8 protein-coding genes are annotated in these 12769 nt (G+C 71.2%); 6 read left to right on the top strand and 2 right to left on the bottom strand.

What is annotated here, in order from left to right:
• Window positions 1-217: 217 nt before the first annotated feature.
• Window positions 218-1876, top strand: coding sequence for a calcineurin-like phosphoesterase C-terminal domain-containing protein (locus AC0IY0_RS18195; protein WP_471764903.1), 1659 nt, complete (start codon window positions 218-220; stop codon window positions 1874-1876).
• Between the two features lie 4 nt (window positions 1877-1880).
• On the opposite strand, the gene AC0IY0_RS18190 is transcribed toward AC0IY0_RS18195, so the two are convergent.
• A complete protein-coding gene (locus AC0IY0_RS18190) occupies window positions 1881-2906 on the bottom strand; it encodes a heparan-alpha-glucosaminide N-acetyltransferase domain-containing protein (RefSeq protein ID WP_471764901.1) in 1026 nt (341 codons plus the stop codon).
• Between the two features lie 362 nt (window positions 2907-3268).
• Window positions 3269-5956 (bottom strand): PAS domain-containing hybrid sensor histidine kinase/response regulator, encoded by a 2688-nt coding sequence (locus AC0IY0_RS18185; protein ID WP_471764899.1) that lies wholly within the window; start codon window positions 5954-5956, stop codon window positions 3269-3271.
• A 245-nt stretch (window positions 5957-6201) separates the two neighbouring features.
• On the opposite strand from AC0IY0_RS18185, the gene AC0IY0_RS18180 reads away from it, so the two are divergent.
• The 5 genes from AC0IY0_RS18180 (at window position 6202) to AC0IY0_RS18160 (ending at window position 12764) form a co-directional block, all read left to right on the top strand.
• Window positions 6202-6921, top strand: a complete 720-nt coding sequence (locus AC0IY0_RS18180) for a cytochrome c biogenesis CcdA family protein (RefSeq protein WP_471764897.1) — start codon at window positions 6202-6204, stop codon at window positions 6919-6921.
• A gap of 191 nt (window positions 6922-7112) precedes the next feature.
• The gene (locus AC0IY0_RS18175) at window positions 7113-9098 is read left to right on the top strand and encodes a glycosyltransferase (RefSeq protein WP_471764896.1); all 1986 of its coding nucleotides are present in this window, start codon (window positions 7113-7115) and stop codon (window positions 9096-9098) included.
• Window positions 9095-10189, top strand: a complete 1095-nt coding sequence (locus tag AC0IY0_RS18170; protein ID WP_471764895.1) for a glycosyltransferase — start codon at window positions 9095-9097, stop codon at window positions 10187-10189. Before AC0IY0_RS18175 ends, AC0IY0_RS18170 begins: the two co-directional genes overlap by 4 nt.
• 282 nt (window positions 10190-10471) lie before the next feature.
• On the top strand, window positions 10472-11947 hold the full coding sequence (locus AC0IY0_RS18165; protein WP_147906265.1) for a GumC family protein: 1476 nt from the start codon (window positions 10472-10474) through the stop codon (window positions 11945-11947).
• Window positions 11940-12764: a WecB/TagA/CpsF family glycosyltransferase gene (locus tag AC0IY0_RS18160; protein ID WP_419830787.1), complete on the top strand. Its 825-nt coding sequence runs from the start codon at window positions 11940-11942 to the stop codon at window positions 12762-12764. Before AC0IY0_RS18165 ends, AC0IY0_RS18160 begins: the two co-directional genes overlap by 8 nt.
• Window positions 12765-12769 lie beyond the last annotated feature (5 nt).

The following is a 12769-nucleotide window of genomic DNA, read 5'->3' as shown; positions in this document are numbered from 1 at the left end:
CTACGAGGCCTTCACGAGCCTCGCCGCCAGCCTCATCACTCTCAACCAGATCAGACGGTTCTGTTAGGCGCTCTAAGTTCGCCGCGCGCCGCGCTTATCGGGTTCAGCCGAGGCCCGCACCCCGACCCGGGGTGCGGGCCTCGCGCGTTTGGGGCCGCTCTGTCATCCGGCAGTCAAATGCCTCTGCTTGGCCTTTGCCGCCGAGTAGGAGCCCCCGATGCCACGCGATTCGATCCCAGCGTCCGGACGTCTGACCCGCCGGGAGACCGTCGCCGGCGCCGCCGCCCTCTCGCTCCTGGCCGGCCGTGCCGGCGCGCAGGGATCCGCTGAGGCCACGGGCATCGTCTATGCCGTCGGGGCGGCCGGTTCCACGCGCGCGCCGCTGCCGGGCGTGCTGGTCTCCAACGGCCGGGAGGTGGTGCTGACGGACGGGGACGGCCGCTACCGCCTGCCGATGCCGGGAGACGGGGTGGTGTTCGTGATCAAGCCGCCGGGCTATGCCCTGCCGCGGGACGCCGACAACGTGCCCCGCCACTCCTACATCCACCAGCCCGGCGGGACGCCCGCGGGCCTCGGCCTGCGCTACAGGGGCATCGCGCCTACCGGTCCGCTCCCGGCCTCGATCGACTTCACCCTGACGAAGGCCGACGAGCCGGCGGATTTCGACGTGATCCTGTTCACCGATCCGCAGCCCGAGAGCCGGTTCGAGCTCGACCACGTGCGCGACACCGCAGTCGCCCGGGCGATGGCGATCCCGGCGGCCTTCGGCCTCACCACCGGCGACGTGCTGTTCGACGACCTCTCGCTCTACGGCCGCTCCAACCGCATCGTCGGGTGGATCGGCCTGCCGTGGTACAGCCTGCCCGGCAACCACGACCTCAACATGCAGGCACCGGACGCCCGCCACAGCCGCGAGACCTGGAAGCGCGTGTTCGGGTCGCCGACCTACGCGTTCCGCCACGGGCGCGCGCTGTTCGTGATGATCGACAACGTCGAGTGGATGGGGCCGCCGGTGCCCGTGGGAGCCAACACCTACCGGGGCCATGTCGGTGAGCGCACGCTCACCTTCCTGAAGAACCTTCTGGCCGAGATCCCGCCGGACGATTTGATCGTGCTGGCGACCCATATCCCGCTGGTGACCGATACCGGCGACGACCCGCGCAGCGCGACGATCGACCGGGCCGCGCTCCTCGACCTGTTGGCCGGCCGGACGGTGCTGAGCCTCGCCGGCCACACCCACACCACCGAGCACCATTACCTTGCGGAGCGGCACCACCACCACGTGATGACCGCCGTGTCCGGCTCGTGGTGGAGCGGGCCGGATACCCGCACCGGCATCCCGTCCGCCGACAGCCGCGACGGCACGCCGAACGGCTTCCACGTGCTCTCGATCCGCGGCACCGACTACACCACTCGCTTCGTCCCCGCCCAGGGCGAGCCGGACGCGGCGATGCGGATCGCCTTCGAGAGCGAATTGCGCCCGGCCGCCCCCGAGATCGTCCGGGCGAGCCACCCGATGCAGGGGCTGCGCCCGCCGGTCCCGCAGGACGCGCTGACGGCGACCAATCTCGTGGTCAACGTGTTCGACGGCGGCCCACGCACGAACCTCGCGATTCGGATCGGCGACCGCGCGCCGGCGCCGATGGCGCGGACGCGCCGGCTCGATCCGTTCGTGACCGAACTCTACGCCCGCTATCCCGAGACCAGGAAGAGCTGGGTGCAGGCGACGCCCTCGACCCACATCTGGACCGCGGGCCTGCCCGACGACCTCGCGCCGGGCGCCCACCGGGTCACGGTCGCGGGCACCGACGAGTACGGCCGGCCGATCCGCGCCTGCGTCGTGCTCGAAGTCACGGGCGACGGCGCGCGCGGTTAGGAGGTCACGTCGGTGCGAGCATGAACGCGGCCTGCGTCGCACGCGTCAACGCCGCGCGGAGGACCGTGATCGCGGCCATCAGGACGATGGTGAGCGCCGCGGCCTCCCACGGGCTTCGAGCGATCGGACCCCAGACGTTTTGGACGGCGAACAGGCTCAAGTTCGACGCGACCAGATAGATCAGGTCGTGCCGACCGGGGCTGGTCCAGAGGCGCGGGACCGCGATGCGCCGCACGATCGCCATGCTGGCCGCCCGGTAGAGCAGCAGGAACAGCGCAGGCCCGATCACCCACACGGTCGATGGTGGGAACCGCGAAGGCAGGCTCCCGGTGATCGACGCGACGGTCAGGAGGGCGTAGGTCGCCGACGCGGCGAGGCAGAGATCGATGCCGCCGAAAGGCTCCGTCCTGTCGGCGTAAAAGGCCCCCAGGAACAGCCACATCGCGTACGGGGCGAGTGGGAAATACGTGTTGTCCGGCGCGGGTACGAAGATCGCCAGCCAGGGCAGATCGGGACCGTCGAACGGGAGGCATCCGAACGCGGCCGAGGCTGCAACGCACGCCATCAGACAGGCCGGCCTGCGGACGACGTGCCCGAGCCCTCTGCCGAGCCAAACCATCGCGAGGCTCAGGACGAAGAACGAGGCGAGGAATTCGCTGTGGCCCGGCAGGTCCATCAGCGTCACCACGCCGAGGATCCGCGCCGCCGACCACCCGTTGCCGTCGGTCAGGATCACGGCTCCGATCCCGGACAGGTAGAAGGCCAGCAGGATCTTAGCCGGCCCCTGCAGCCGCACCCACACCGGCCTAACCCGGCCGGACCGGGCGGACAGGGCCGTCCCCCAGCCGAATGCGAACAGAAATCCCGAGAAGCTCACGAGGTTGATGACGTTCGACAGGCCCGCCGTGAACCCGTCGATCGGGGCCTGGACGATCTGGACGACGTGGGCGAACACCATGCCCAGTACGAGGAACGTCTTGAAGACATCGAGTTCGACGCACCGATCCGTGCGGACATTCCGGATGGACAAGACGAGGCCTCGGACTGCGGCATCGAAGCGGCGGCGAGGCCACGCGGTGCAGTCCCCATGGTCGCCGGGAAGGGTAAAGATCGCATGCTGTGGGCCCGCCGCGCGATCCCTGGGCAGCTCCGTCGAGGCTGCTGCGCAGCACACGGCCGAAAGATGCGGTCGGATATCCGCCATGACCGGCCTCAGCCGGCCCGGCCGATTGAACCGGAACCCGTCGTAGTCGCGTTGATGCCGACCGTGGCGTTGCGGTCGGGAACGCCGGGACGCCGGGGATCCGACACCGCGGACGCGATGGCGTTCCGCGACGCCGCATACCTGGGACGGCAGCCGACGCAACCCGGCGATCACGCCCGCAACGGCCATCAGCGGGCGACGATCAGATCCTTGATCCGCGCGGCGAGCGCCTCCATCGGGAAGGGCTTGGTCAGCACCTGCATGCCGGGCTCCAGGTGGCCGTGCCCCAGCACCGCGTTCTCGGCGTAGCCGGTGATGAACAGAACCTTGAGGTCGGGGCGCCGCTCGCGGCCGGCATCCGCCATCTGCCGGCCGTTCATCCCCCCGGGCAGGCCGACATCGGTGACGAGCAGGTCGATATGCACGTCCGACTGCAGGACCTTGAGCCCCGCAGTGCTGTCGGCCGCCTCGATCGCGGTATAGCCGAGATCCTCCAGCACCTCGGTGACCAGCATCCGCACGGACGGCTCGTCGTCCACGATCAGCACGGTCTCGTCCTGGCCGGCCCGCGCCACGCTGGAGAGCTGCAGGGCGACATCGCCGCCTTCGGCCTCACCGCAATGACGCGGCATGTACAGGCACACGGTCGTGCCCCGGCCGACCTCGGATTCGATCCGCACCTGGCCTCCCGATTGCTGCGCGAAGCCGTGGATCATCGAGAGCCCGAGGCCGGTGCCCTGGCCGATCGGCTTCGTGGTGAAGAACGGCTCGAACACCCGGGCGATCACCTCCGGGGGCATGCCGGTGCCGGTGTCGGTCACGCTCAGCACGAGATACGGGCCTTCGGGGAGGTCGTGCCGGAGGGCCGCGGCCCGATCCAGGTGGGTGTTGGCGGTCTCGATGGTGATGCGCCCGCCCGCCGGCATGGCGTCGCGGGCGTTGATGCACAAGTTCAGGAGCGCGTTCTCGAGCTGGCCCGGATCGATCAGCGCCGGCCACAGCGCCGGAGCTCCTACGACGTCCAGGCCGATCTCCGGCCCGATGGTGCGCCGGATCAATTCCTCCATGCCCAGGATGAGCTGGTTCACGTTGGTCGGCTTGGGGGTCAGCGTCTGCCGGCGCGAGAAGGCGAGCAGGCGGTGGGTCAAGGCGGCCGCGCGCTTGGCCGCCCCCTGGGCCACCGTCATGTAGCGGTCCAGTTCGGCGAACCGGCCCTGGCCCATCCGGGTCTGCATCAGCTCCAGCGCGCCGGAGATGCCGGCCAGCAGGTTGTTGAAGTCGTGGGCCAGGCCGCCGGTGAGCTGGCCGACGGCCTCCATCTTCTGCGATTGCCTCAAGGCCTCCTCGGTCTGGCGCTGGCTGGTCGTGTCGATGCCGACGCCCGTGCGCCGGAGCGGCCGCCCCTCGGCGTCGTGGTAGGTATGGCCGCGGGACAGGACCCAGTGGACGGTGCCGTCCGGGTGGCACAGGCGGTACTCGAGTTCGAGGTCGCCGGTATTCGCCAATCCGCCCGCCATGGTCGTCTTGAGCGCCGGGCGGTCGTCGGGGTGGACGTTGGCGAGGAAGTCCGGACGCGGGATGCCCTCCGATCCGCGGTCCGGATCGATCGCGTAGAGCTTGGCGATGGCGGCGTCGTAGAAGAATCGGTCGCTGTCCAGCTCGTAGGTCCAGACGCCGACCCCGCCGACCGCCGACAGGGCGAGGCGCGCGAAGTCCTGGGCGTCGCGCAGGAGGGCGTCGCGCTCCTTCTCGGCCGTGACGTCCCGGCCGGTGGCGTAGAGCATGTCTCCCGCCGGGACCGCGACCCAGGAGATCCAGCGCAGCGACCCGTCCTTGTGGCGGTAGCGATTGACGATCCGCGGCTGGGCGCCCTCAGCCGCCGCGGTGTAGGCGTCGATGGTCTCGGCATGGTCGTCCGGGACCACGAACGCGTTGACGTGGCGGCCCAGGAGTTCCTCGGGCGTGTAGCCGAGCATCTTCGTCCAGGCGGGATTGACCCGCCGGAAGACCCCCGCGAAATCGATGACCAGCAGGAGGTCCGGCGACGTGTCCCAAAGGGTGTTCAGCTCCAGGGTCCGTTCCTGCACCTGCTGCTCGAGCGTGTCGTTGAGCGTCCGGAGTTCCGCTTCCGCGACCTTGCGCGCGGTCACGTCGTTGAAGAAGATCGCGATATGCCGGTCCGCGGGCTCGCCGACCCGGATGGCGCGCACGTCGAACCAGCGCTCGAAGTTGTTGGCGTAGCTCTCGAAGTTGGCCGGCTCCCCCGTCCAGGCGACGCGGCCGTAGGTCTCGAACCAGAACCGCTCCAGGTCGGGCGCGAACTCCGTGACCCATTTCCCGCGCAGGTTGACGCCGGCCTGACGCTCGAAGGCCGGGTTGGCCTCGAGGAAGCGGTAATCCACTGGGTGGTCGCCGTCGAACTTCACCTCGACGATGGCGAAGGCCGTCTCCACCGTGTCCAGCAGCGTCCTGAACAGATCCTCCGTCTTGCGCAGGCGCTCGCCGGCCTCGCGCGGGCCGGTGCGGTCGCGCAGGATCTTAACGTAGCCGTGCCGCGTGCCGTCCTCGCGGCGCAGGGGCATCAACTCGCCGGAGGCCCAGAACTCGGAGCCGTCCTTGCGCACGTGCCACCGCTCGTCGGCGGCGCGGCCCTCGGCGAGGGCGACGTGCATCTCCTCGCGCGGCCGCCCGGCCGCCCGGTCCCGCGCGGTGAAGATGCGGTCGGCCGAGGTACCGAGGATCTCGCCGCTTCGCCAGCCGAAGATGTTCTCCGCGCCGGCGTTCCAGTCGTTGACGATGCCATCCAGGTCGGTGACGACGATCGCGAAATCGATCGCGCTCTCGATGACATGCTGGAGATGGCTGCGTTCGGGCATGACACCGTGTAGCGGCTTCCGCGGCAAAAGTTAGGTCGGCTCCTGGACTCCGACATCCATTATAAACTGCTCCGTTCGGCGCCTTGCCTAACCCATATTGGTATTCGTTCCTGGGCTCGGCGCGACGGGCCCGACGGACACCTGCGCGGCGATCAAACCGGACCGTGATCGGCATCCCCGTTGACGCCGTCGCCCCCCGGCGCGAAGCCGGCGCGAGGGTTTAAGATCGCGGGAAGGTCGGAACGATGCTGGGGACGGTCGGGTTCGCGTTCCTGGCGGGGCTGCTGTCGGTGCTGTCGCCCTGCGTCCTGCCGCTGGTGCCGATCGTCCTCGGCACCGCGGCGTCGGAGCATCGGCTGGGGCCGGTGGCGTTGGCGCTCGGCCTTGCGCTGTCGTTCACCGCCATCGGACTGTTCGTGGCCACGATCGGCTTCTCGATCGGGCTCGACGGGGACGTATTCCGCGGTGTCGGCGCCGTGTTGCTCGTCATCCTGGGCGTGGTCCTGACGCTGCCGCGTCTGCAGGCGCGGGTCGCCACCGCGGCGGGACCCGCGGGGGCCTGGGCCGAGGAGCGCTTCGGCGGGTTCGGGTCCGGTGGCTTGTCCGGTCAGTTCGGCGTGGGCCTGCTGCTCGGGGCGGCCTGGAGCCCCTGCGTCGGGCCGACTTTGGGCGCAGCGTCGCTGCTGGCGGCCCGGGGCGAGCATCTCGGGGACGTCGCCGCGACCATGCTGGCCTTCGGGATCGGTGCCGCCGCGCCGCTGATGCTGCTCGGCCTCGTCTCGCGCGAGGCGCTGATGCGCTGGCGGGGCGGGCTCGCGGCGGCCGGCACGCGCGTCAAGGCGGCCCTGGGGGTCGTGATGGTGGTGCTCGGCTTGCTCGTCCTCACCGGCACCGACAAGCGCGTCGAGGCCGCGGCTGTGGCGGCCTCGCCGGATTGGCTGAACGCGGTGACAACCCGGTACTGACACGCTCTGCACCGGCGGCCTCGGCCGGAACGGAGCCCCGCGATGACCGACGCGCCCTGTCCGGTCGGCCTATGCCATGGCGGCCCGCACCGCCCGAATCCGCGTCGAGGGCCGACGGATGGCCCGGCCCGAGAGGCAATCTTCATCCTTCACGATCACGGTGCACGCCCCTTCGAACCCACGAACCGCCTTTGACCGACGCCCCCGCATCACCGCCCGCTCACGGGGTCGCCGGCTGGCCGTTCGGGGCCGCCGCGCCCTGGATGCGCCGACCGGACACCCTGCCGGACGGACGCCCCTGGCCGCGGATCCGGATCGTGACGGTCGCCGCGGCCGGGGCGGATCTGCACGAGACCGCCGCCTCGGTCCTGCGCCAGGATTATCCCGAGCTGCGGCACGACGTCGTGCCGGCGCATCTCGGGCATGCCCATGTTGCGGCGCTGGTGGCCGATGCCACCTGCGACGCCGTGCTCTGGCTCGCCGCCGGCGACCTGCTCGCCCCCGATGCCCTCACCGCGCTGGCGCTCGAGGCCGCGCTGACCGGCGCGGTCGCCGTGGCGGGCCTGCGCGTCCTGTTCACCGACAGGGTGCTGGCGCTCGACACGCCCGGGACGGCATCGTCGGACGCGCCGGACGACCTGCCGTTCACCGGCGGCGAGGTGTTGTGGATGCGTGGTTCCCTAAGCGCGCAGACGATGCTCGACGCGAACGGCCGCTTGAACGCGGCTGCCGCATGGTCGGCGGTGACGGACGCCGTGCGCGGGACCATCGGCCGCCCGGTGCTGCTGCAGCGCGTGGACCGGGCGCCGGCTGAGGCGCCCGATGCCCTGTCGATCGTCTCGCTCACGGGCACCGGTACCCAGGGCGGTGCCGGCGTGGCCCAGCGACGGCTCGCCGAGGCTCTGGCGCTCGCGGGTCACCGGGTGACGCATGTCGCCCTGAGCGACCGACCCGAAGCCGCCGAATGGACCGACGATTTCCCGACGGCCGAGGCCACGGTCGCGGGTGCCGGCCCCGACCTGATCCTGGCCGGCAACCTGCACGGGGCGACCCGCAGCCTCGACGTGGTCGGGCGCCTCGCCCGGGGCGGCCCGGTGGCGCTGGTGCTGCACGATCTCTTTCCACTCACGGGCCGCTGCTGCCATCCGCGCGCCTGCACCCGCGCCATCGCCGGATGCGACGCGACCTGTCCCGGCCCGGACGAGTACCCGCAACTCGCTCCGAACCGGATCGCCGGGATGCACGCTCGCAAGCGTGCCGTCCTGTCCGGTCCCGCCGGGCCGTGGCTGCTGGCCAATTCCGACTGGACTTTGGCCCGCGCGCTGGACCTGGCACCGCCCGGTACCGTGGTCGAACGGATCCGGCTGGCCTTCCCGACCGCCGCGTTCCGTCCCGGCGACCGCGCCGCCCTGCGCCGCCGGCTCGGCCTGCCCGCAGACGATGTGCTGATCCTGGTCTCGGCGGTGATCGTCGATGGGCCCGACAAGGGTTTTTCCGATCTGCGCGACGCGCTCCAGGCCGTGGCGCGCCCGGGCGTCGGCGTCGTGGCGATCGGCCGGCTCGACGATCCCGCCCGGCTCGGCGTGCCGAACCTGTTCGCGCCGGGGCTGATCGCGGACGAGGAGATCCTGGCCGCCTGGTACGGTGCCTGCGACCTCCACGTCACCGCGAGCCGGCATGAGACCCTGGGGCAGACGCCGATCGAGGCCGGCCTGTGCGGGGTGCCGACGCTGGCCTATCGCACGTCCGGCCTGACCTCGTCGGTGATCGACGGCGTGTCCGGCCGCCTCGTCCCGCTCGAGCCCGGCGCCCTGTCCCAGGCCCTGGCCGAGCTGGTGGAGGATTCCAGGGCGCGGGCGCGGCTCGGGGCCTTCGCGCGCATCGCCCTGGAGAGCCGCCATAGCCCGGCGGCCGCCGTCCTGTCGCTCGACCGCATCGTCCGGGCGCGCGGGCTGCTGGCCGGCTCCGGGCGGCCTACCTTCACGCCCGCGATGCTCGGCCATTTCCCGTTCGCGGCGCAGCGGCAGCCGGGTGCGTCCGGCACGGTGCCGGTGCCCTCCCGGCCCCTCGTGCGCCGGCTGCGCCGAGCCAAGCAGATGCTGCTCGGACGGCGCATGCCGTTGTTCGTGCGCCGCTGCCTGTACCTCGCCGGCACCCTGCGGCGGAGCGTTCCGTGAGGCCGAGCCCAGAACCACAGGGCGTCCGGCGGATCTATCTCGACCAGACCCATCTGCGCGGCAACGTCACCGGGATCGAGCGGATCACCCTCGATCTGTTCGCCCCGGACCGGCTCGCGCCGCACGATGTCCGGCCGGTCACCAGCGGCTCGCTGCCCGGAATGATCGCGCAACAGCAGTTCGGCCTGCCGCTGCGCGCTCTGGCCGACCGTGACGCGCTCTTCCTGTTCCCCGGTTTCCCGCCGGGTCCGCTCTGTGCCGTCGCGGCCGAACGCTGTCTGTTCTACGTCCACGACACCTTCCTGCTCGACCGGCCGGAGGATCTGAGCCTGAAGAGCCGGCTCTACATGAGCCCGAGCTTCGCCCGGGCGCTGCGCTGGTGCCCGAACCTGTTCGTGAACAGCCGCACCACCGGACACGCCGTCCGGGCCGTCTGCCCGCCGCACGCACGGGTCGCCCTGCTGAGGCCGTCCGTGCGGGACGCCTTCGGGCTCGCCGACCTGCCGGGGCCGGCATCCTATGGTGCGGGCATGCCGCTGCGCCTGCTGGCGATCGGCACGATCGAGCCGCGCAAGGATTATGCGGCCTCCCTGGAACTGGTCGCCGCGCTCAACCGGGCCGGCATGCCGGCGGAACTGCACCTGGTCGGGCGGGTCGGCTGGGGCCGCCACGCCTTCCTGGACGACCCGCCGCCTTACCTCCACCGGTACGGGTACCTCGCCGACGCGGCGTTGCGGGCGCTGGCCGCCTCCTGCCACCTGCTGCTCTCGACATCGAAAGCCGAGGGGCTCGGCCTGCCCCTGCTGGAGGTCCAGCATGGCGGCTTGCCGGTGGTGGCGCCGGACGCGCAGGTGTTCCGCGAGGTGCTGGGCGCCTCCGCCCTGCTGGTCTCCCCCGAGGATCCGGAGGCCGCGGCGGCGGCGCTCGCCGTCTGGGTCGGCCAAGGCGGCCTCGTCCGGTCGGCGGCGGCAAGCCGCGGGAACGTGGCGCGGTGGAACGCGGCGGCGTCGGAGGACAAGGAGCGCTTCCGCCGCTTCCTGGGAGGGGATCCGGGCGCGTACGCGGAACCGGACACCACGCGAATCGGATGAGTCCGTTTACGTAGTCCCCAACATTTAGAGGCCTGATCGGGCCACAAAATCGTGACAGAGCGTTCTCGTTCTAGCGACGATATCTATACGGTTGCTGCTGCAGGGTGTGCATCAAGGCGAGAGTACTGGTTCGGTATGCTGGTTGCTGGAGTGTCGAGGAAGACACCGCCTCGGTGGAGGTTCTGTCCCGGATCGGCACGGTGGTGACCGGGATGGGGACGGGAGCAGGATGGCGGTGGAAGACGGCACCGGTCGTCGTCCGACAGGTCAGGAGCGAGGCGCATGTTCGACTTCTCGACACGCATGAGCGGTGAGCAGCCCGTCCGCATGGTGCTGCCCCAGGTGGAGTCTCGGCCGGAGCCGCGCGTGATCCTGCGCCGCCTCTGGCGGGGTAGCGGCTTCATCGTGCTGGGCGCCCTGTTCATGGTGGCGGCCGCGGTGGCGCTGCTCGGCCTCATCCCGCCGCGCTACACCTCGTCCATCCAGGTCCTGGTGGATCCCAGCGACCTGCGGGTCGTCGAGAACGACGTGAACGCCCGCCAGCCCCAGGCCGATAGCGGCGTCTCCATCGCCGAGAGCCAGGTGCGGGTGATCCAGTCCGACAACGTCCTGCGTCGGGTGATCGCCAAGCTGCATCTCGACCAGGACGACGAGTTCGTGCTGCCCGACGGCAACAATCCGACGATCGCCTGGATCAAGGGGGCGCTCGGCATGATGCCGCCAGCCGCGAGCCGCGACCCAGTCAACATCGCCCTGGATACACTCCAGACCAAGCTCAGCGTCCGCCGGGCCGAGCGGACCTTCGTGATCGACGCTTCGGTGCAGTCGCGCGATCCCGAGAAGGCCGCCCGGATCGCCAACGCCATCGGCGACGCCTACTTCGCCGAGGAAGCCGCCGCCCGGACCGACACGGCCCGACGCGCCTACGACGCGCTGACCGGACGGCTGGGCAGCCTGAAGCGCGACGTCGAGCAGGCGGAGGGCGAGGTGGTGCGCTACCGCGAGGCCCACAAGCTCGTGGCCTCAAGTGGACGCCTGCTGACCGACCAGCAGCTCGGCGACCTGAACCAGCAGCTCGTCACTGCGTCGATCAAGACCGCCGAGGCGAAGTCGCGGCTGGACCAGGCCCGCAAGATGCGCACCTCGGACCCGAGCACCGCCCTCCCGGAGATGCTGCAATCCCTGGAGATGCAGGCGCTGCGGCAGCAATACGCCACGCTCTCGCGCAACACCGCCGAGCTCGCCACCCGGCTCGGCGAGCGCCACCCGGCCATGGCCGAGCAATACGCCCAGCAGCGCGACCTCCAGCGCCTGATCCAGCGCGAGAAAGAGCGGATCATCGACACGACCCAGAAGGATTACGACCGGGCCGCCGCCAGCGAGGCGGCGATCCGCACCAATCTCGACCGGGTGAAGACCGAGACCGTGAGCAGCGACCGCGCCTATGTCGGCCTGCGCGAGCTGGAGCGGACGCTGGAGGCCCGCCGGGGGGTCTACGAGGCCTATTTGAAGCGCGCCCGCGAGGCGAACGAGCAGGAGCGCCTCAACACCACCAACGTCCGGATCATCTCGGTGGCCACGCCCGCCCGCCAGCGGACCTTCCCGCCCTCGCCGAAGATCGTGCTGCCGGTGGCCCTCGTGCTCGGCCTGCTGCTCGGCGGAGCCATCGCGTTGGCGCTCGGCGCCGACAGCGACCGTCGGCGGTTCCGCCGCGCCGTCGCCCGCCCCGGGACCAGCTTCCGGGCCGCCGATGCGTGATGTCGAGGCTCCGAGCCTGGCAGACCCGGAGGCGGCGTTGCGGGACCGGGCTGCGCCGGAGCCGTCCACGACTGTCACACTGTTCGGCTACGGCTTCCACGTCGGCACCGCGTCCGCGATCGTGACCGCGGTGGCGGCACGGCGCTCGGACGGTCCCCGGACGATCGTCACCGCCAACGTCGACCACGTCGTCCAACTCGCCGAGGACGCGGATTTCCGGGGCGCCTACGCGCGCGCCGCCGCCCGGACCCTCGACGGCATGCCTCTGGTCTGGCTCGCCCGTGTCGCGAGCGGCCGGCCGGCGGAACGGATCACCGGCCACGACCTCCTGGCCTGCGTCCTGGCCGACCCGCCGCCCTACGCCCGCCGGGTGTTCTTCGTCGCTGCACGCCAGGACGTCGCCGACACGCTGACCACGCGCCTGCAGGCCGCCGGTCTGCCGGACGGCGCGGTGGCGAGTGCGGTGCCGCCCTTCGGCTTCGAGGACGACGCGTCTTACGGCAGCGCCCTGGCCGAGCGGATCCGCGCCCACGGCACCACCCTGCTGGTGATGGGCGTCGGCGCACCGAAATCGGAAGTGTGGGTCGATCGCCAGGGCCGGGCGCTCGGCAACCCGGTGGTGTTCTGCGTCGGCGACGCTCTGTCGGTCGCGGCCGGCTGCCTCCCCCGCGCCCCGTGGCTTATGCAGCGGCTCGGCCTCGAGTGGGTGTTCCGCTTCCTCTGCGCCCCGCGCCGGCTCTTCCGCCGCTACTTCATCGAATCCTGGCGCTTCATCGGCATCGCCATGCGCGACCGGGTTTCGGGCCGGCGGGATTGAGGCGG

The organism is Methylobacterium sp. AC315, assembly GCF_979253755.1.
The sequence above is the reverse complement of the archived record's forward strand: the minus strand, read 5'-3'. Positions and strand labels throughout refer to the sequence as shown.

Coding starts and splice junctions, on each gene's coding strand:
- AC0IY0_RS18195 (WP_471764903.1), top strand. CDS start 218: ATGCCACGCGATTCGATCCCAGCGTCCGGACGTCTGACCCGCCGGGAG.
- AC0IY0_RS18180 (WP_471764897.1), top strand. CDS start 6,202: ATGCTGGGGACGGTCGGGTTCGCGTTCCTGGCGGGGCTGCTGTCGGTG.
- AC0IY0_RS18165 (WP_147906265.1), top strand. CDS start 10,472: ATGTTCGACTTCTCGACACGCATGAGCGGTGAGCAGCCCGTCCGCATG.
- AC0IY0_RS18160 (WP_419830787.1), top strand. CDS start 11,940: ATGCGTGATGTCGAGGCTCCGAGCCTGGCAGACCCGGAGGCGGCGTTG.
- AC0IY0_RS18185 (WP_471764899.1), bottom strand. CDS start 5,956: ATGCCCGAACGCAGCCATCTCCAGCATGTCATCGAGAGCGCGATCGAT.